The sequence below is a fragment of the Streptomyces sp. NPDC050263 genome, assembly GCF_040655955.1.
In the GTDB taxonomy this organism is placed as follows: Bacteria; Actinomycetota; Actinomycetes; order Streptomycetales; family Streptomycetaceae; genus Streptomyces.
The window spans coordinates 94,890-113,749 of sequence record NZ_JBFAKW010000006.1; the positions used below are offsets into that span (position 1 = coordinate 94,890).

Annotated in this window: 15 protein-coding genes; 8 read left to right on the top strand and 7 right to left on the bottom strand. The window is 73.6% G+C overall.

What is annotated here, in order from left to right; translation table 11 throughout:
- Positions 1 to 82 precede the first annotated feature (82 nt).
- Both AB0J04_RS04350 and AB0J04_RS04355 read right to left on the bottom strand, forming a co-directional pair.
- A complete protein-coding gene (locus tag AB0J04_RS04350) occupies positions 83 to 3,232 on the bottom strand; it encodes a molecular chaperone Hsp90 (protein ID WP_363166856.1) in 3,150 nt (1,049 codons plus the stop codon).
- Between the two features lie 146 nt (positions 3,233 to 3,378).
- Complete coding sequence (locus tag AB0J04_RS04355) at positions 3,379 to 4,305, bottom strand: DUF3027 domain-containing protein (RefSeq protein WP_363166857.1); 927 nt, start codon at positions 4,303 to 4,305, stop codon at positions 3,379 to 3,381.
- Positions 4,306 to 4,717: 412 nt separating this feature from the next.
- On the opposite strand from AB0J04_RS04355, the gene AB0J04_RS04360 reads away from it, so the two are divergent.
- The 4 genes from AB0J04_RS04360 (at position 4,718) to AB0J04_RS04375 (ending at position 8,331) form a co-directional block, all read left to right on the top strand.
- Positions 4,718 to 6,151 carry an MFS transporter gene (locus tag AB0J04_RS04360; protein WP_363166858.1) on the top strand — a complete coding sequence of 478 codons (1,434 nt, stop codon included), beginning with the start codon at positions 4,718 to 4,720 and terminating at the stop codon, positions 6,149 to 6,151.
- 86 nt (positions 6,152 to 6,237) lie between these two features.
- Entirely contained in the window at positions 6,238 to 6,753 is a 516-nt protein-coding gene (locus AB0J04_RS04365) for a DUF2771 domain-containing protein (RefSeq protein WP_351904539.1), read from the top strand.
- Positions 6,754 to 6,785: 32 nt separating this feature from the next.
- Positions 6,786 to 7,493, top strand: a complete 708-nt coding sequence (locus AB0J04_RS04370; RefSeq protein WP_363166859.1) for a futalosine hydrolase — start codon at positions 6,786 to 6,788, stop codon at positions 7,491 to 7,493.
- Entirely contained in the window at positions 7,483 to 8,331 is an 849-nt protein-coding gene (locus AB0J04_RS04375; RefSeq protein ID WP_363166860.1) for a 1,4-dihydroxy-6-naphthoate synthase, read from the top strand. The genes AB0J04_RS04370 and AB0J04_RS04375 overlap by 11 nt, the downstream gene beginning before the upstream one ends.
- Before the next feature lie 55 nt (positions 8,332 to 8,386).
- Here AB0J04_RS04375 and AB0J04_RS04380 read toward each other — a convergent pair whose 3' ends face one another.
- Positions 8,387 to 8,770, bottom strand: a complete 384-nt coding sequence (locus tag AB0J04_RS04380) for a cold-shock protein (RefSeq protein ID WP_363166861.1) — start codon at positions 8,768 to 8,770, stop codon at positions 8,387 to 8,389.
- A gap of 369 nt (positions 8,771 to 9,139) precedes the next feature.
- Here AB0J04_RS04380 and AB0J04_RS04385 point away from each other — a divergent pair, with 369 nt between their 5' ends.
- Entirely contained in the window at positions 9,140 to 9,391 is a 252-nt protein-coding gene (locus AB0J04_RS04385; protein WP_057579097.1) for a hypothetical protein, read from the top strand.
- Here AB0J04_RS04385 and AB0J04_RS04390 read toward each other — a convergent pair.
- Both AB0J04_RS04390 and AB0J04_RS04395 read right to left on the bottom strand, forming a co-directional pair.
- On the bottom strand, positions 9,367 to 10,017 hold the full coding sequence (locus AB0J04_RS04390; protein WP_363166862.1) for a haloacid dehalogenase-like hydrolase: 651 nt from the start codon (positions 10,015 to 10,017) through the stop codon (positions 9,367 to 9,369). The two genes, AB0J04_RS04385 and AB0J04_RS04390, sit on opposite strands and share 25 nt — an antisense overlap.
- Positions 10,018 to 10,088: 71 nt before the next feature.
- Positions 10,089 to 11,108: a hypothetical protein gene (locus AB0J04_RS04395; protein WP_363166863.1), complete on the bottom strand. Its 1,020-nt coding sequence runs from the start codon at positions 11,106 to 11,108 to the stop codon at positions 10,089 to 10,091.
- A 185-nt stretch (positions 11,109 to 11,293) separates the two neighbouring features.
- On the opposite strand from AB0J04_RS04395, the gene AB0J04_RS04400 reads away from it, so the two are divergent.
- Positions 11,294 to 13,876 (top strand): helicase C-terminal domain-containing protein, encoded by a 2,583-nt coding sequence (locus AB0J04_RS04400; protein WP_363166864.1) that lies wholly within the window; start codon positions 11,294 to 11,296, stop codon positions 13,874 to 13,876.
- Positions 13,877 to 13,959: 83 nt separating this feature from the next.
- Here the strand turns inward: AB0J04_RS04400 and AB0J04_RS04405 are convergent, their stop codons facing one another.
- Complete coding sequence (locus AB0J04_RS04405) at positions 13,960 to 14,514, bottom strand: hypothetical protein (protein WP_363166865.1); 555 nt, start codon at positions 14,512 to 14,514, stop codon at positions 13,960 to 13,962.
- A 175-nt stretch (positions 14,515 to 14,689) separates the two neighbouring features.
- On the opposite strand from AB0J04_RS04405, the gene AB0J04_RS04410 reads away from it, so the two are divergent.
- Positions 14,690 to 16,336, top strand: a complete 1,647-nt coding sequence (locus AB0J04_RS04410) for a DNA repair helicase XPB (RefSeq protein ID WP_363166866.1) — start codon at positions 14,690 to 14,692, stop codon at positions 16,334 to 16,336.
- A gap of 11 nt (positions 16,337 to 16,347) precedes the next feature.
- On the opposite strand, the gene AB0J04_RS04415 is transcribed toward AB0J04_RS04410, so the two are convergent.
- Positions 16,348 to 16,536 (bottom strand): hypothetical protein, encoded by a 189-nt coding sequence (locus tag AB0J04_RS04415; protein ID WP_363166867.1) that lies wholly within the window; start codon positions 16,534 to 16,536, stop codon positions 16,348 to 16,350.
- A gap of 256 nt (positions 16,537 to 16,792) precedes the next feature.
- Between AB0J04_RS04415 and AB0J04_RS04420 the strand changes: the two genes are divergently transcribed.
- Entirely contained in the window at positions 16,793 to 18,853 is a 2,061-nt protein-coding gene (locus tag AB0J04_RS04420) for a UvrD-helicase domain-containing protein (protein WP_363166868.1), read from the top strand.
- Positions 18,854 to 18,860 lie beyond the last annotated feature (7 nt).

The following is an 18,860-nucleotide window of genomic DNA, read 5'->3' on the forward strand; positions in this document are numbered from 1 at the left end:
TTGACTCACCCCATCAGATGACCGATGGGGGTGGATGGTTGTACGTCCGGTGAGAAATTTGTGCAGAGGTTTCCGTGGGGAGTCAGTCGAACCAGCGGTCGCGGGCCAGTTCCCCGGTCCGTGACGGGTCCTCCAGCAGGGCCGCGACCTCGAACCGGCGCGGCCACTGCCGTGCCGCCCAGGCGAGCCCGGCGGCGACCCCTTCCAGGGTGGCCGCGTGCAGGACGCCGTCGCCGGTCAGTCGCCAGTCGATCTCCACGCCGTCGACGACGAGCTCGTCGTGCTCGACATAGGTGCCGGGCGTGCGCGGGCCGAGCAGCACCCGCACCGACTCGGGCACGTCGTGCTCGGTGCCCTCGGAGTCGACGCCCCCCGTCACGGACTCGCTCAGCCGCCGCACCTGGAACAGCTCGGCCAGTTCGGCGGCCCGGGACGGCCGCACGGGCAGCAGCGGGACGCCGTCCGTGAACGGCAGCAGGTCGGGCGAGTCGACGACGACGGCGTCGGCCGCGTCCACGACCTCGACCCGCCCGTCGACGACGGCCCGCAGCTCGTCCGGCAGGGTCACCTGCTCGGGGTCCAGCTCGGCCAGCGCTCCGTAGAGGCCGTGCAGCTGGGCGGAGCCGACGGGACGCTCCGGGTCGGCGAGCCGGTCGAGGAGTTCGGCGGCGCCGCCGGGCTCCTCGAGGAGCGCGGCCACGGAGGTCCGCACGCCGAGGGCGCGCAGCACCTGCTCGTCGTCGAAGCCGGTCGCGTCGGCCTCCTCGTACAGGCCGTGCAGCAGCGGGTCGCCGGCGGCGGCCAGCAGGCCGGCGGGCCGCCGGCCGTCGAGGACCGGGTTCCCGCGCAGCCACCAGGCCGTGTACGGCCGGACGATCTCGTGCGTGCCGTCGGGGAGGAGGATGCGGACGGGCTGGGTGAGGGCGTCGCGCAGCGGCGGCTGGGCGAGCAGGGCGAGCGCTTGGGGCCAGCGGTCCTCGTCGACGAGGTCGAGATCGCGGACGGCGACCAGCTCGGTGGCGACGGGCGGCACCGGGCTGTCGGGGAAGCGGTCGAGGATGTCCTCGCACCACACGTCGACGGCGTCCAGCAGCCCCGCGTCGTCGGGCTCGGCGAAGTCCCCGTCCCGCGGCTCCAGTTCGTCCGGGTCGAGGACGACGTCCGTGGCGCGGACCAGCGCGAAGTTGGCGAGAACACCGCAGGCGGCGAGCGGCTGTTCGCCCCATTTGTCCGCCAACTCGGCGTCGACGAAGGCGAGTTCGTCTTCCCGGATGACGGAGGCGAACGGGCTGCCGGGCAGGACCAGCTCCCCGGCGGGGACCAGCTCGCCCTCCTCGTCGGGCAGGACGAGCGCGCCCAGCCACGGCTCGTCGCCGGGCTCCAGACCCGCGCCGCGGACCAGCGCGAGCACGGTGTCGGCGAGCTCCTCGGCGTCCGGCGCGTCCCGGTCGTCCCAGGCCCCGCCGTCGTCGTCCAGGGAGGCCGCGACGGCGGCCCGCACCTGCGGGGTGGTCAGGACGGCGCGAGGGGTCGCGGGCAGCGCGCCGAGCTTCTCCAGCAAGGGGTGCGCGGCGTCCTGGTGGGCGACCTTGAGGCCGAGGCGGGCCAGGATCTCCGGGTCGATACCGGCCGCGTCCTGGGTGGGCAGCAGCACCTGGCGCGGGCCGATGGTGGTCCGGCCGTCGGCGAGCGGCACGGGCAGTCCGGACAGCCGGTCGAGGTCGACCCCGGAGAGGCTGTCGTAGAGCCGGTACCACCAGTGCGGGTCCTTCTCCAGACCGGCCAGCCGGTCCACGGCGTCCGCGAGCGGGATCCGGGCGACGCCCAGCGTGCGCAGCTCGACGCGGCGCTCCAGCCCTGCGGGCAGCAGCGTCGGCAGCACCTCGGCCAGCACCCGCACGGTGTCGACGCCGGCGCCCTCGACGACCTCGGCGTCCCGCGGCCGGAGCGCCTCGGGCAGCTCGACGCCCTCGTCGCCCGCGTCCTCGTCCTTGACGGGCGCGACGGCGGGCGGCAGGAACGCGGTGCGCGGCAGCCGCTCCAGGATCGCCTGCCGCAGCGACCCGTCCAGCTCGCCCTTCCCCAGCGGTCCGGGCACCAGGTCGATGATGCCGGGGCCCACCGGCCGCCAGTCGGCCAGGAGCCGGGCGTAGGAGTCCGCCGCCCGCTGCACCAGATGGTCGGTCAGCGGTCCGGGGGCGGCGTGGCGACGGGTGGTGTCGAGCGGGAAGGAGCCGATGAGCAGGGCGGGCACGCCGAGCGGCTCGTCGCTGGGCGTGGGCGCGTGCACGACGGGCGTGGTGCGGGGCCGGACGGGCGCACCCTCCTCGTCGACCGGCACGGCCCAGGTCACCGACCAGTGCGGTCGCAGCCGCTCCTCCACCGGCCGGTCGGCCAGCAGCTCGGGGGCGAGGGGCCCGGTGGCGGCGACCGTGCGCCAGCGGGTGGTCCCGTCCCGGGTGTCCGCGACGACGGTCAGCGGGCCGTCGGCGAACCGGCTCAGGGTGCGGGGCGCGCCGTCGCCGATCTCGATCACGACCTCTTCCAGGCCCGGCAGGGCGAGGAGCAGGGCGTCGTCCACGGCGCCGAGGAGCCGTTCCGCGAGGTCGGCGGCGGCGGCGTCGCGCAAGGGCAGGATGACGGCCGTGTCGTACGGGTCGGGGGCGGTGCCCTGGGCGGCGAAGGGCAGCCGGAGCAGGGGCACATGCCCGTCGCGCCGCCGGATCTCGTCGCCGAGGCCGGGGCTGTGCCGGGCGGTGTCGGAGGCGAGAACGCGGGCCTCCGCCAGGTCCCAGCGGACACCGCCGTGCCGTCCGACGACGGCCGGCTCGTCGGTGACGGCGATGACGGCGGCGAACCCGACGCCGAACCGCCCGACGGCCACCTCCGACTGCCGGCTCTCCCGCTTGGCGGAGGCGCGGAGCGTGGCGAGGGACTCGACGCCGGCGGCGTCCAGCGGCGCGCCGGTGTTCGCGGCGACCAGGACTCCGTCGCGGAGGGTGAGCCGCAGCCGCCCCGGCACCCCGCCCCGGGCCGCGGCGTCGGCGGCGTTCTGCGCGAGCTCGACGACGAGACGGTCCCGGTACCCGCCGAGGACCAGGTCCTCCTCGGCGTTGGCGTCCTCCCGGAACCGGGCCGGGCTCGTGGCCCAGGCGTCCAGGACCCCGCGGCGCAGCCGGGCCGTGCCGAAAGGATCCGCGCCCTCGGGCGCCGGCCGCACGAACTTGCTCACGTTCACTCTCCTCATCGGCGTGAGGACGAAGGTACCGCCCACGGGAGAGCGCTGTGTTCCAGCAAGGGGTCGGGCCCCCGACACCTGGCCGACGAACGCGGCCGGACGACGGCCGGACGACGGCCGGCACCGCGCCGGTCACGGCACTAGGAGTGGCCCAGCTCCGCCGTGTCCTCGTCCGTCGTCGTCGGGACCGAGCCCGAGTCCGGGGCCGGGCGGAGCGGGAACGGGTCGACGCGGGTCTCGTCCACCACCGGCAGGGCGGGGCGCGGAGGCGTCGGCATGATCGCCGCCTCCGAGTGGCCGCCGCAGCCGTACGACAGCGAGACCACGCGGCCGTCGGCCGGTGAGAACTCGTTGGCGCAGACGCCGAAGGCCTGGCCCAGGGAGCCGCCGATGGGGGTGAGGAAGCCGCAGCTCACGCAGGACGCCGGGGCCGCCTGGGCCATGGGCGTCTGGGAGCCGAAGCCCTCCTCCCAGCGGTCGGCGGCGGTGTGCAGGCCGTAGCGGGACAGCACCCGGGCTCTGCGCAGACCCAGTTCCTGGGCCACCGCGGCGATCGTGCCGCGGACCGGCGCGGCCGGCAGCTTGGCCGGCGCCGCCGGGGTCACCTCCGCGTCCTCCGCCTCCGCCAGCTCGGCCATCTCCTCGGAGACGAGCGAGTTCGGCGGCGGCTCGTCCTCGCCGGTGTAGCCGGGCTCCAGGCGCAGGTCCTCCGCGTCCGTGGGGAGCAGGTCGCCCGGGCCCATGTCGCCGGGGCGCAGCCGCTCGCTCCACGGGACCCACTCGGGCGCCAGGACCGCGTCGGGGCCGGGGAGCAGGACCACCTCGTCCAGCGTGACGATCTTCGCGCGGGAGGCCCGCGCCACCGTCGCCGCCCAGCGCCAGCCCCGGTAGCCCAGCTCCTTGCACTCGAAGTAGTGGGTGACCACGCGGTCGCCCTCGGAGAGCATGCCTACGTGCTCGCCGACCACGCCGGGGGCGGCTGCCTCCTCGGCGGCGGCACGTGCGAGGTCGACGGCCTCGGCGCACAGGCGGTCGGGGGTGCGGCTTCGCGTGGTCGCTGCGCTCACAGGTATCGCTTCTCTCCTACGCCGTCTCTCGATGCGCCTGCCTGAAGGCGGCGGGTGCGGACGGAGCGGACCACTGGGCCGCGTCGACGTCCGCGCCCGATCGCGCTCGGGCGCACCTGCTGTCATCCATTCTGCGGGATGGCCGGGAGGCGCGCGGCCGAGAACGATCGCCACGGCGCGCTACGCACGCTACCTGCTCGCGGACGCTCGGCCTACACCGACGGGACGTTTACCGCCCACCAGAAGTGCGCGAGACGCCCGCGAGCAGCCCTCGAGCAGCCCGTCGGAGCCCGGGAAAGCCTGCCGCGAGGCCCCCCGAACTCTCGCCGAACCGCTCCGGCGAGCCGACGATCACACGGCCAGACGCGCGGTAACCGCACTATGCACAGCTTTCTCGGGGCACTATGACGGGGTGGCAGCCGCGCGAACACCCCAAGGCGCCACCGGGATCGGTGCGACGAAGGGGAACAAGGGGAGGAGCCGGGTGAGCGGTTCGGGCCGGATGAGCGGGTCCGTCCGCGCGGTCGGGCGTGCCCTGCATCTTCCGTTCACCGGCACCGCCCGCGGGATCCGCAAGGCCACGCACGCGCACGGCGCCGGCGAGTCCGGGCTCGGCAAGCTGATCGAACTACACGGTGTGAACGGCGCCGGCGATGTGATGATCACGGTCGCCCTCGCCTCGACGGTGTTCTTCTCCGTGCCGACCGACGAGGCCCGCGGCCGCGTCGCGCTCTACCTCGCCATCACCATGGCCCCCTTCACCGTCCTCGCCCCCGTGATCGGGCCCCTGCTCGACCGGATCCCGCACGGGCGGCGCGCCGCGATGGCCGGGTCGATGCTCGCCCGGGCGCTGCTGGCGCTGATCCTGTCCGGCGCGGTCGCCACCGGCAGCATCGAGCTGTATCCGGCCGCGCTGGGCGTCCTCGTCGCGTCGAAGGCGTACGGGGTGGTCAGAAGCGCCGTCGTGCCCCGGCTGCTGCCGCCCGGGTTCTCCCTGGTCAAGGCCAACTCACGGGTCACGCTCGGCGGCCTCCTCGCCACCGGCGTCGCCGCGCCCATCGGGGCCGGGCTCCAGGCGCTCGGCCCGCGCTATCCGCTCTACGGCGCCTTCGTGATCTTCATGGCCGGTGCGTTCCTGTCGTTCTCGCTGCCGGGCAAGGTCGACTCCGCCAAGGGCGAGGACGTGGCGCTGCTCGCCGCCGACGAACAGCATCTGCACGGCCCGCACCGCCGGCCGGTGAAGCGGCCGGGCCTGCGGACCGTCGGCATCGCCGTCACCCACGCGCTGGGCGCCAACGCGGCCCTGCGCTGGCTCTCCGGGTTCCTGACCTTCTTCCTGGCGTTCCTGCTGCGCGAGCACCCGCTGACCGGGCAGAGCGCGGCGGTCTCACTGGGCATGGTGGCCGTCTCGGCGGGCGTGGGCAACGCGCTGGGCACCGCGGTGGGCGCCTGGCTGCGCTCCAGGGCCCCGGAGCTGATCATCGTGACGGTGGTGGCCGTCGTGCTGGGCGCCGTGCTCGTCACCGCCGTCTTCTTCGGGGCGTTCCTGGTGGCGTGCATGGCGGCCGTCGCCGGGTTCTCGCAGGCGCTGGCCAAGCTGTCCCTGGACGCGCTGATCCAGCGGGACGTGCCGGAACTGGTGCGCACCTCGGCGTTCGCCCGCTCGGAGACGATTCTCCAGGTGTGCTGGGTGTTCGGCGGCGCGGTCGGCATCGTCATGCCGCTGAACGGCACGCTGGGCCTGTCGGTGGCCGCCGTGATGGTCGCGGTGGGCTGGCTGTGCACGGTCCGCGGCCTGCTGTCCTCGGTGCGGCACGGGGGCGGCGCGAAGCCCCGTGTGGCGTAAGCGCCCGGCGCGACACGTGGCGGATCACACAGCCACGCCGCACCCCACGTAAAGAGCCGACCGCAGGTGCCCGATAGCCTTCGGCCATGACCTCGATGCTGCCCCGCGGCGGAGCCGCCGATGTACACGGCGTTGTACGACGCCGCCGCGCCGTCGCCGCCGCCGGCGCCGTCTCCGCCGGCCTGCTCGTCCTGTCGGCCTGCGACAAGCCGACCCCCCTGTCCACGATCACCGTCGGCCGCTCCTCGGTCAGCTCCGAGGCCACCTGCGGCGGCGAGGGCGACGCGCTCCAGGCCGCGGCGCTGACCAAGTGCCTCGCGGACAAGGACATCAAGTCCATCAGCGTCGACCCGGACGAGACCGTCCGCTTCGGCGTCGACCCCGACGTGGCCGACAAGCGCTGGACGATCCTGATGAACGGTCAGCCGCTCACCGAGGACAGCGACAAGACGTACCGGACGATCCCGGGCAGCGTCTTCTTCAACGCCCAGTACGGCGCGCAGGGCGACTCCACGCTCGTCACCATCAAGGCGGGCGACGGCAAGAAGGACAGCCAGGCGGCGACCGGCCTGTGGTCCTTCAAGCTCAAGAAGGACGACTGACCACGTCCCGCATCCGCCCGACCCGCGTCCTCGTGGCCACCGCGGTCCCCGCCGAGCGGGACGCGGTGGCCCGGGCGTGGCCGCGGGAACCGGTTGCGCAGACCCGGCTCCCGGGCGTGACGCTGTACCGCGCCGGGGAGACCTGCGACCTGCTCGCCGCCGGAGTCGGCCCCGCCCTGGCCGCCGCCTCCGTCTCCGCCGCGCTCACCGCCGCCGCGCTGGCGGGCGCCCCCTACGACCTCGTCGTCTCGGCGGGCATCGCGGGCGGCTTCGCGCCCGACGCCCCCGTCGGCTCCCTGGTCGTGGCCGACGAGATCACCGCCGCCGACCTGGGCGCCGAGACCGCCGACGGCTTCCTCCCGGTCACCGAGCTGGGCTTCGGCGCCGTCACCCATCGTCCGCCCGAGTCCCTCGTACGGGAGTCCGCGGCCGCCGCCGGGGCCCGCGCCGGGGCCGTCCTGACCGTGTCGACGGTCACCGGCACCGCCGCCCGGGCCGCCGCCCTGCGCGAGCGGCATCCGCGGGCCCTGGCCGAGGCGATGGAGGGCTTCGGGGTCGCCGAGGCGGCCGCCGCGCACGGTGTGCCCGTGCTGGAGATCCGAGCGGTCTCCAACCCCGTCGGCCCGCGCGACCGCGCCGCCTGGCGCATCGGGGAGGCGCTGACGGCCCTGACGGCAGGCTTCGGGAAGCTCACGCCCGTCCTCACGAGTTGGAACCCACATGACCCACATGAGCGCTGAGACCGTGCAGATCGCGTACTCCCCCTGCCCGAACGACACCTTCGTCTTCGACGCCCTCGCCCACGGCCGCGTACCGGACGCGCCCGCGCTGGACGTGACCTTCGCGGACATCGACGTCACCAACGGCATGGCCGAGCGAGGCGAGTCCGACGCGCTGAAGGTGTCGTACGCCGTGCTGCCGTACGTCCTCGACGAGTACGCGCTGCTGCCGTGCGGGGGCGCGCTGGGCCGGGGCTGCGGCCCGCTGGTGCTGACCCGGGAGGCCGGGCTGGACCTCACCGGCCGCACGGTCGCCGTGCCGAGCGAGAAGTCGACGGCGTACCTGCTGTTCCGCCTCTGGGCGGCGGAGACGGTCCCGGGGGGCGTCGGCGAGATCGTCGTCATGCCGTTCCACGAGATCATGCCCGCCGTGCGGGACGGAAAGGTCGACGCGGGGCTGGTCATCCACGAGGCCCGCTTCACCTACGGCGGCTACGGGCTGCACAAGCTCGCGGACATGGGCGAACACTGGGAGTCCACGACCGGCCTGCCGATCCCGCTGGGCGCGATCATCGCGAAGCGCTCCCTGGGCACGCAGTCCCTGACCCGGCTCGCCGACTCGATCCGCGCCTCGGTGCGCGCCGCCTGGGACGACCCCGGGGCGTCCCGCCCGTACGTCATGGCGCACGCCCAGGAAATGGACCCGGCCGTCGCCGACCAGCACATCGGCCTGTACGTCAACGAGTTCACGGCCGACCTCGGCGAGGACGGCTATGCGGCCGTTCGCGGACTGCTCACACGCGCGGCGGCCGAGGGACTGTTGCCGCCCCTCGGCCCCGGCGCACTCGATTTCCCGTGATTGACGGCCTGATCGGCCGTCTGATCGATCGCCTGATCGTTCACCGATTTCCGGCTCAGACGTCCAACTGGTCGGCGACCGCGCGCAGTAGACCGGCGATCTTCTTGCCGGAGTTCTTCTCCGGGTAGCGGCCCTTCTCGAGCATCGGCGTGATGTTCTCGAGGAGGGTGGTCAGATCCTGGACGATGGAGGCCAGTTCGTCGGGCTTCTTGCGCTGCGCGGCGGCGACCGACGGGGTCGGGTCCAGAATGACGACGGAGAGCGCCTGGTCACCGCGCTGTCCGGCGACGACGCCGAACTCCACCCGCTGGCCCGGCTTCAGTACCTCGACTCCGGCAGGGAGGACCGAGGAATGTACGAAGACGTCACCGCCGTCGTCGCGGGAGAGAAAGCCGAAGCCCTTCTCGCTGTTGAACCACTTGACCTTGCCAGTCGGCAAAGCACACACTCCCTCGATCCGTCCTGGACTGACACCCGGACGCCGTTGAACAAGCCGTCGTGCAACCTTACCGGGGGTCTCTCCAGCCGAACACGCCTTAAAACGGGTCTGAGCCCCCATGCACCTGGAGTGGCGCGACAAAGGCTCGGAGAGTGTGGGACGTGTGTGCGCTCAGCTCTGGGCTTCCTCGGCTTCTCCCTTGATACGGAAGACCGTTGCTGCTTCGGCGCTTCGAAACAGCGCTGGAACGGCTGTTGACAGCACTTGGGCGGGTCGTCCATGACCCGCCGGTACCAAGGCCAATGGTCTTCGAGCCGGTGACAAGATGTCCCCCGGTTGTTCCTTCGCGCTGGGAACTACCCTGGTCGGGTGCGTGACAAAACCCAAACGAATTCCGCCGCTCCCGGTGACCGACTGATCCGTGCCGGTGCCATCGTCTTCTTCGTCGGCGCCGTGGCCACACTCGTCACGGTCGCCCCGCTGTTCCTCGGTACGACGCCTTTTCCGACGTACATGTTCGGATTGAGCATGCTCATGGGCGTCGGCTTCCTGATCGCGGGCGCGGGCGTCCTGCGCTCGGTCGCCGCAGGACGGCGTCAGGCGCGGGGCGCCGCGGGGTAGCCGGCGGGGCGGCCCTCGAGGTGGCGGGCGAGCCAGGCGGGGAATTCGGTGAGGCCGGTGAGCACGACATCCGCACCTTCCGTCCGCAGTTCCTCCGCGTCGCACGGCCCGGTCGGCACGGTGACCGACAGCGCCCCGGCGGCCCGCGCTCCACGGATGTCCCCCACGTGGTCGCCGACGTAGACGCTCGCGGCGTGCTCGCGCAGCGCCAGCGCCTTCTGCTCGGCCCACAGGTCGCCGATGACCGCGTCGGGGCCGAGGCGCACGTGCTCCACCTGGAGCTCCGCGTTGGGCTGGTGCTTGGCGGTGACGACGATCGCCCGCCCGCCGGCCGCCCGCACGGCCTCGATCGCCTCCCGGGCGCCGGGCAGCGCGGTCGCGCCGGTGACCCCGTGCTCCGGGTACAGCGAGCGGTAGAGGTCGGCCATGGCCGCCACCCGGTCCGCCGGATACCAGTACGCCAGCTCGGTCTCCGGCGGCGGGCCGAGCCGGGTGACGACCGCATCGGCGTCGATGTACGTCCCCGTCCGCTCGGCGAGCGCCACATACGTGGCGCGGATGCCGGGCCGGGAGTCGATCAGGGTCATGTCGAGGTCGAAGCCGACGGTGAGCACGGGTGACGTCATGCACCCATTCTGCCCGCGGCTGATCCGGTGATCCGCCGACCCGGTGCCCGGTGACCCGCTGCCCCGGCTCCCTATCGCTGCTTCTGCGAGCGCCAGACCAGGAACAGCGCCGACGCCACGGCCGCGCCCCGGATCACCCACGGCCAGGTCTGGGCGACCGCGTCGTTCATCTGCCCCTCGGCGATGGGGTCGCCCCAGCGCCCGTCGGACCGCCCCCACAGCCAGACGAGCCCGGCGGTGAGCGAGAGCCCCGGCAGCCACATGACGGCCAGCTTCGTCTCCCGCTCGGTCAGCCGGCGCGAGGCGTAGGCGATGAGCCACCCCAGGATCAGCCCGTACCAGTTCCCGAACACCGCGCCGAAGACGAGACAGCCGGCGGCGAGCAGAAGAAGCGGGTTGCTCCAGCCGCGCCCTTCGCCGCCGGACGCCCCGGAGCCCCGCAGCAGCCGGAACCGACGACGGGGGCGGCCTTCGTCCTCGTCCCCGTCATCCCCGTCTGCCTGTGCCTGTTCTTCCTGCTCTTCCTCTTGTTCCTCTTCCTCGTCCTCGGGCTTTCTGCGCGGCGGAGGCTTGAGGAGGTCCGCGATCTCCACGCCGCCGACGAAGCCGTGGACGTCCTCGCCGGGGCCGAACGGGATCGGCTCGTTCAGCCACCAGTCCGGCGACTCCCGGGAGTCGCCCAGCTCGTGGGCGGGGGCGCGGTGCGGCGAGGACGCCGCGTCAAAGGGGGCGGCGGCGGGGGGCGGTGTCCCGGAGCGGGGGCGCGGCACGACCCGCCGGATCCCCTTCGGCCGCTTCGGCTCCTCCTCCCGGTCCCGCTGCACGGGCACGGAGGACGCCGGCGCGTCCGGAGCGCCGCTGCCCCGCTCGGCCGCGGCGGCGACGATGTCGTCGGGACTGCCGAGACGGTCGATGATGCGGCGGACGGCGGCGGGCGAGTCGACGGCGGCCTTCGCCCGGCGCCGGTCGATCTCGTTGCGCAGCTCGGACACGAGCCGCATCCGCGTCGCCGACGACAACTGCCGCTGCTGCGCGACATCCCCGACCCGGCTCAGATACTCGTAGACGACTTGGTCGCTCTCGATCCCCACGAGAAGACGCTATCGCTTCTTCCACAGCCGGCACCGGTCCCGGCGACCCGGCCCGTCCGGCGTCGCCTTCAAGGACCGGTCAGGACAATTCAGCCCGTCCGGCGTTTGAGGACAAGGCCCCTCAGGGGCCGGCGGGGGGTCTGGGGGCGCAGCCCCCAGGGACGGCAACCGATACCGTGGGCAAGATGAGCACCGAGGACCACCAGGCCCCCCGGTCCCTCGCGGAAGCGCTCCGCGCCCGGGACGACGCTTCCCTGGCCGCGCTCCTGCGCGCCCGCCCCGACCTCATCACCCCGGTCCCCACCGACCTCACCCAGCTCGCCACCCGCGCCGGCACCCGTGCCTCCGTCGTCCGCGCGCTGGAGCGGCTGGACCGCTTCGCCCTGCAGACCGCGGAGGCGCTGGCCGTGGCCGGCGAACCGGCGACGTACGACGAGCTGCTCGGCCTGATGGCGGGCGACGCGCGCGAGCCGGCCGTCGTCGAGGCGCTCCCCGGCGCGCTGGCGGCGCTGCGCGAACAGGCGCTGGTGTGGGGCGCGGACGACCGTCTCCGGCTCGTCCGCACTGCCCGCGAACTGCTCACGCCGTCGCCGCAGCACCCGTCCCCGACGGGGCTCGGGCCGAGCGTGCGGGAGGCGACGGCGGGCATGTCGCCGGGCCGGATCCAGGAGATCGTGGCGACGGCCGGGCTGCCGTCCACGCACGACTCGGTGTCCGCCGTCGGCGCGCTGACCTCCCTCTTCACCCACCGCAAGAAGATGGCCGCGCTGCTCGCGGGGGCGTCCGCCGACTCCCTCGACGTCCTGGACCGGCTCGTGTGGGGGCCGCCGTACGGGCAGGTCACGGCCGATCCGGCGGCGCGGCTGCGCTGGCTGCTCGACCGCGGACTCCTGCTGCCGACGACGCCCGGGACGGTCGCGCTCCCCCGCGAGGTGGCCCTGCATCTGCGCGGGGGCCTCGCGCACCGCACGCCGGAACCGCTGCCGCCGGGCGTCGAGCCGCTCGCCGTGCATCGTCCACAGGTGGTGGACGCGACGGCGGCCGGGCAGGCGTACACCGCGCTGACGACCGTCGAGGAGCTGCTGAAGGACTGGCACGAGGGCGGCCCGGCCGTCCTGCGGGCGGGCGGGCTGAGCGTGCGCGACCTCAAGCGGACGGCCGTGGCGCTGGACGTGTCCGAGCCGCTCGCCGCGTTCTGGGTCGAGCTGGCGTACGCGTCGGGGCTGCTCTCCTCCGACGGGGAGGCCGACGAACGGTACGCGGCGACCCCGGAGTACGACGAGTGGCTGGAGCGGCCGCCCGCCGAGCGGTGGGCGCAGCTCGCGCGGGCGTGGCTGGCGGCGACCCGGACGTCCGGGGTGGTCGGCGGCCGGGACCTGAAGGAGCGGGCGCTGTCGGCGCTGGGTCCGGGCCTGGACCGGTCCGCCGCGCCCGAGGTCCGTCACCGGGTGCTGACGCTGCTGGCCGCGCTGCCCGAGGGCGCCGCGCCGGACGCGGAGGCGGTGCTGGCCCGGCTGCGCTGGGAGCGTCCGCTGCGCGGACCGCAGAACCCCCAGGACGCTCAGGCGGACGGCGATCTGCGCACCCGGCTCGCCCGCTGGACCCTGACGGAGGCCGAGCTGCTGGGCGTGACCGGGCGAGGCGCGCTGTCGGCCCACGGCCGGGCGCTCCTGGGCGCGCCACCGGCCCCGGCCGCACCCGCACCCGCCGCCGCGGCCGCTCCCGTCGGCCCCGGCGACAAGCTGCCCACGCACCATCACCCTCACCACCGCTCCCACGTCACGACCGCCGTGGCGGCGCCCCTTTCCGCGCCCGAACAGGCCGTGGCCACGGCGGCCGCCGCCCGTCTCCTCACGCCTCTTCTCCCGGAGCCGCTGGACCACGTCCTGCTCCAGGCAGACCTGACCGCGGTCGCGCCCGGCCCGCTGCGGCGTCCGCTCGCCGATGTGCTGAGCGTGCTCGCGGACGTCGAGTCCAAGGGCGGCGCGACCGTCTACCGCTTCACGCCCGGCTCGGTGCGGCGCGCTCTGGACGCCGGCCGCAGCGCCTCCGACCTGCACGCGTTCCTCGCCGAGCACTCGCGGACGCCGGTGCCGCAGCCGCTGACGTATCTGATCGACGACGTGTCCCGACGCCACGGTCATCTGCGGGTGGGCGCGGCCTCGGCCTACGTCCGCTGCGACGACGACGCCCTGCTGAACGAGATCCTCGCCGACAAGCGGGCCGTCGCCCTGCGCCTGCGCCGGCTGGCCCCGACGGTGCTCGCGGCGCAGGCCGATCCGGCGACCCTCCTGGAGGGCCTGCGCTCGATGGGCTTCGCACCGGCCGCCGAGTCCGCCGAGGGCGATGTCCTGATCACCCGCGCCCACGCCCACCGCACCCCGCTCCGCACGGCCCCCGAGCCGGTGCCGGACGGCCCGCCGATGCCCGACGGCACGCTCCTCACGGCGGCGATCCGGGCGATCCGGGCCGGCGACCTGGCCGCCACGACCCCCCGCAAACCGGCCGAGGACGCGGCCCCGCTCGCCGCCGGCGAACTCCCCCGCACCAGCTCCGCCGAGACCCTCGCCACCATGCAGGCCGCGGTCCTCACCGGCGAGGCCCTGTGGATCGGCTACGTCAACGCGGAGGGCACCGCCAGCCAGCGGGTCATCGCCCCGGTCCGGGTGGAGGGCGGCTTCGTGACGGCGTACGACCACACGGCGGACGAGGTCCGCACCTACCCGCTGCACCGGATCACGGGAGTGGCGGAACTGGCGGACGACTGAAGTCCGCGCTCTGCCCGTCAGCACTCCCCGACGGAGGCGTCAGCACTCCCCGACGGAGGCGTCAGCACTCCCCGACGGAGGCGTCAGCACTGCCCTACGGAGGCGTCCGTGCCCAGCCCGAAGTGGGCGCGGGCTTCGCTTTCCACTTCGGCGGACGACATCGGATTCCGGAGCGAGGGCCGGACGAGGACGCCGAAGTGCGATGCGGTCCAGCGCGCGTACCCGGCGCCGTCGGGCGGCTCCTCCCGGGAGACGACCCGAAACCCCCCGCCGGCCGCCGCGTCCCGCTCCAGCCGCACCACCTGGGGATACTGCCCGGCGCCGCACTCCACCAGGCTGTCCTCCTGCACCCCGTACTCGACGCACAGCGTGTTGACCCCGGCGCGCACCTCGCCCTCGTGCTCCTCCAGTTCGAGCGCCTCCGCATGACAGAACCAGCGGGCCTTGAGCGCGGGCAGGCTCTCGCCGAAACCGCTGCCTTCGGCCTCCGCGGCGATCCGCGCCTCGATAACGGGCCGCACCTCGGCCCACAGCCCCGCGTCGACCTCCCCGGGCCACATCACCCAGGTCCCCGTGGCCGCCAGCACCGCGGCGGCCCCGACCCCGACCGCCCCTCGACGGAACGACAGCACAGCCATACCGAACCCCCCACCGCCCCGCGCCCACCGCGCTGCTCGCCCGGTCAGACACCCGGAGGACGCGCAGGGTTGCGCGAGACGTTGCCCACGTCGGCCGCGAGGAAGGGGACCCCCCGTTCAGGGACGCCGTACGGCACACTGGAGGTTTGGCCGTGCGGAAGGGATGTGCGCGTACGTGAACGGTCCACTCATCGTCCAATCTGACAAGACCCTGCTCCTGGAGGTCGACCACGAGCAGGCCGACGACTGCCGTCGGGCCATCGCGCCGTTCGCCGAGCTGGAGCGGGCGCCGGAGCACATCCACACCTACCGGCTGACCCCGCTGGGTCTGTGGAACGCGCGGGCCGCCGGGCACGACGCCGAACAGGTCGTGGACGCGCTGGTGCAGTACAGCCGCTACCCCGTGCCGCACGCGCTGCTCGTCGACATCGCCGAGACGATGGACCGCTACGGCCGGCTGACGCTCAGCAAGCATCCGGCGCACGGGCTGGTGCTCACCACGACCGACCGGCCGGTGCTGGAGGAGATCCTGCGGTCGAAGCGGGTCGCCCCGCTGGTCGGCAACCGGATCGACCCCGACACCGTGGCCGTGCACCCCTCCGAGCGCGGGCAGATCAAGCAGACCCTGCTGAAGCTGGGCTGGCCGGCCGAGGACCTCGCGGGGTACGTCGACGGCGAGGCGCACGCGATCGAGCTGGACGAGCACGGCTGGGCGCTGCGGCCCTACCAGAAGCAGGCCGTGGAGAACTTCTGGCACGGCGGCAGTGGCGTCGTCGTGCTGCCTTGTGGGGCCGGGAAGACACTGGTGGGCGCCGGGGCCATGGCTCAGGCGAAGTCCACGACCCTGATCCTCGTCACGAACACCGTCTCCGCCCGGCAGTGGAAGCACGAGCTGGTGAAGCGGACGTCGCTGACCGAGGAGGAGATCGGCGAGTACAGCGGGACGCGGAAGGAGATCCGGCCCGTCACCATCGCCACCTACCAGGTGCTGACGACCCGGCGCAAGGGCGTCTACCCGCACCTCGAACTGTTCGACTCCCGGGACTGGGGGCTGATCCTCTACGACGAGGTGCACCTGCTGCCGGCGCCCGTCTTCAAGTTCACCGCCGACCTCCAGGCCCGCCGACGGCTCGGGCTGACCGCGACCCTCGTGCGCGAGGACGGCCGCGAGTCGGACGTCTTCTCCCTCATCGGGCCCAAGCGCTTCGACGCCCCCTGGAAGGAGATCGAGGCGCAGGGCTACATCGCGCCCGCCGACTGTGTCGAGGTGCGCGTCAACCTCACCGACTCCGAGCGGCTCGCCTACGCCACCGCCGAGGCCGAGGAGAAGTACCGCTTCTGTGCGACGACCGCGACGAAGCGGAAGGTGACCGAGGCGATCGTGCGGCGGTTCGCCGGGCAGCAGATCCTCGTCATCGGGCAGTACATCGACCAGCTGGACGAGCTCGGCGAGCATCTCGACGCGCCTGTCATCAAGGGCGAGACCTCCAACGCCCAGCGCGAGAAGCTCTTCGACGCCTTCCGGCAGGGCGAGATCAGCGTGCTGGTCGTGTCGAAGGTCGCGAACTTCTCGATCGACCTGCCCGAGGCGACCGTCGCCATCCAGGTCTCCGGCACCTTCGGCTCCCGCCAGGAGGAGGCCCAGCGCCTCGGGCGGGTCCTGCGCCCCAAGTCGGACGGCCACCAGGCCCACTTCTACTCCGTGGTCGCCCGGGACACCATCGACCAGGACTTCGCGGCGCACCGCCAGCGCTTCCTGGCGGAACAGGGCTACGCCTACCGGATCATGGACGCGGACGAACTGCTGGCCGAGGAGACCTGAGCCGACTCAGGTCACCTGCGGCGCACGCCCGCTTCCTCCGCGTACTCGCCGAGGAGTACGACGTCGAAGGCGGCACGGGCGAAGACCTTCATGGCGCGCAGGGCGTCGCCGACGCGGTGCTGGTGACGGTGGGTGTGGGTGCCGGTCAGCGGGGTGGCGCCGGCCGGACCGGGGGCGGGGCTGATGGTCGCTGCACTCATGTCTCCATGATGGATACAGAGGCATAAAGGGGGCATCGGTCTCAGGTCCCCGGTCCGTGTGCTACTTGAGTACACCCGGAGGGTGGAGCGTCCCCTAAGGGACGCAGAGCCCGTCCCCCAAAACCATTGGCACCCGCCTCTCCCGTTCACCTAGAATCTCCGCTCTTGCCCGCCTCCCTTCCCGGAGTGCCGCCGTCCGGACGGAAACCGGACGGCCCCACCGCAGCACCTTCTGACCCGGCCCGGAGGCACCCCCTTGTCCGCGACGTCCACGCCGTCCACGCCCGTCGACGACGACCCTCTCGCCCGCGAGCGCGCCCATCTCACCTCCTCCCGCGCGGCCCTGCGCGCGATGCGTGAGGACGTCGAGGCGCTCGACATCAGCGACGTCACCGCGAACTGGGTCAACGCCCAGATCCTCGAGCGCCAGATCGGCGAGCGCATCAAGGCGCTCGCCGACCTCAGCCACACCCCGCTCTTCTTCGGCCGCCTCGACTACCTGCACGCCCCCGGCGCCGACCAGGCGGAAGGGGCCGAGGGGGAGCGCTTCTACATCGGACGTCGGCATGTGCACGACGGCGGCGGCGATCCCATGGTCATCGACTGGCGGGCGCCGGTCTCGCAGCCGTTCTACCGGGCTTCCAAGAAGGACCCGATGGACGTCGGGCTGCGTCGCCGCTTCGGCTACACCGGCGGCGACCTCACGGCCTACGAGGACGAGCACCTCTGCGACCCCGCCGAGGCCGCCGGCACCAGCAAGCTGCTCCAGCAGGAGATCGAGCGGCCGCGTGTCGGTCCGATGCGCGACATCGTCGCGACCATCCAGCCCGAGCAGGACGAGATCGTGCGCAGCGGGCTGGGCGGGACGGTCTGCGTCCAGGGCGGGCCGGGGACCGGGAAGACAGCCGTCGGTCTGCACCGGGTGGCGTATCTGCTGTACGCCCACCGCGAGCGGCTCGCCCGAACCGGCACGCTGGTCATCGGGCCGAACCGGTCGTTCCTGAACTACATCGAGCAAGTGCTGCCCGCACTCGGCGAGTTGACGGTCCGCCAGGGCACGGTCGACGACCTGGTGGCCCATGTGGAGGTCCGGGGCGCGGACGACGCGGCGGCGGCGATCGTCAAGGGCGACGCGCGCATGGCGGAGGTGCTGCGGCGGGCCGTCTACTCGCACGTCCGGCCCCCGAGCGAGCCGATCGTCGTCGTGCGCGGCTCCCGCCGCTGGCGGGTTCCGGCGTACGAACTCGAGAACATGGTCCGGGAGTTGCTCGACCGGGACATCCGCTACGGCGCCGCCCGCGAGGCCCTGCCGCAGCGCATCGCGCACGCCGTGCTCGTCCAGATGGAGCGCTCGGGCGAGGCCCCGGACGACCGGGTGCAGGACGCCGTCGCCCGGGGCAGCGCGGTGAAGGCGGCCGTGAAGGCCGTCTGGCCGGTCGTCGAGCCGGCGAAACTCGTGCTGCGGCTGCTCACCGACCCGGAGTTCCTCGCCGCGCACGCGGAGGGCGTGCTCGACGAGGACGAGCAGAAGACGATCCTGTGGCAGAAGCCCGTCCGCTCCGTGAAGTCGGCCAGGTGGTCGGCGGCGGACGCGGTGCTCATCGACGAGGCGACCGACCTCGTCGAGCGCACGCACTCGCTCGGTCACGTCGTCCTGGACGAGGCGCAGGACCTGTCCCCCATGCAGTACCGGGCGGTCGGCCGCCGCTGCACGACGGGTTCGGCGACCGTGCTGGGCGACCTCGCGCAGGGCACCACCCCGTGGGCGACCCGGAGCTGGCAGGAGGCCCTCACCCACCTCGGCAAGGCGGACGCGGTGATCGAGGAGCTGACGGCCGGTTTCCGCGTCCCGACGGACGTCATCACCTACGCCTCCCGGCTGCTCCCGGACATCGCACCGGGCCTCACGCCCGTCGCGTCGGTCCGCGAGAACCCCGGCTTCTTCGACCTGCGCCCGGTCTCCGGGGACGGCGAAGTCCTCGCCGCCTGCGAGGAGTCGCTGCGCAACGAGGGCTCGACGGGTCTGATCGCGGCCGACGCCCGGATCCCGGCCCTGGCCGAGGCGCTGACGGCCGCCGGGATCGGCCATCTGTCCCCCGGCGAGGAGACGACGGCCGAGACCCGCCTCACCCTGGTCCCGGCGTCCCTCGCCAAGGGCCTGGAGTACGACTACGTCGTCCTGGACGAACCCCAGGCCGTGGTCGACGGCGAACCGGACGAGCGAACGGGCCTGCGCCGTCTGTACGTGGCGCTGACCCGGGCCGTGTCGGGCCTGATCGTGACCCACACGGCCCCGCTCCCGCCCCAGCTCGGCTGACGCGACC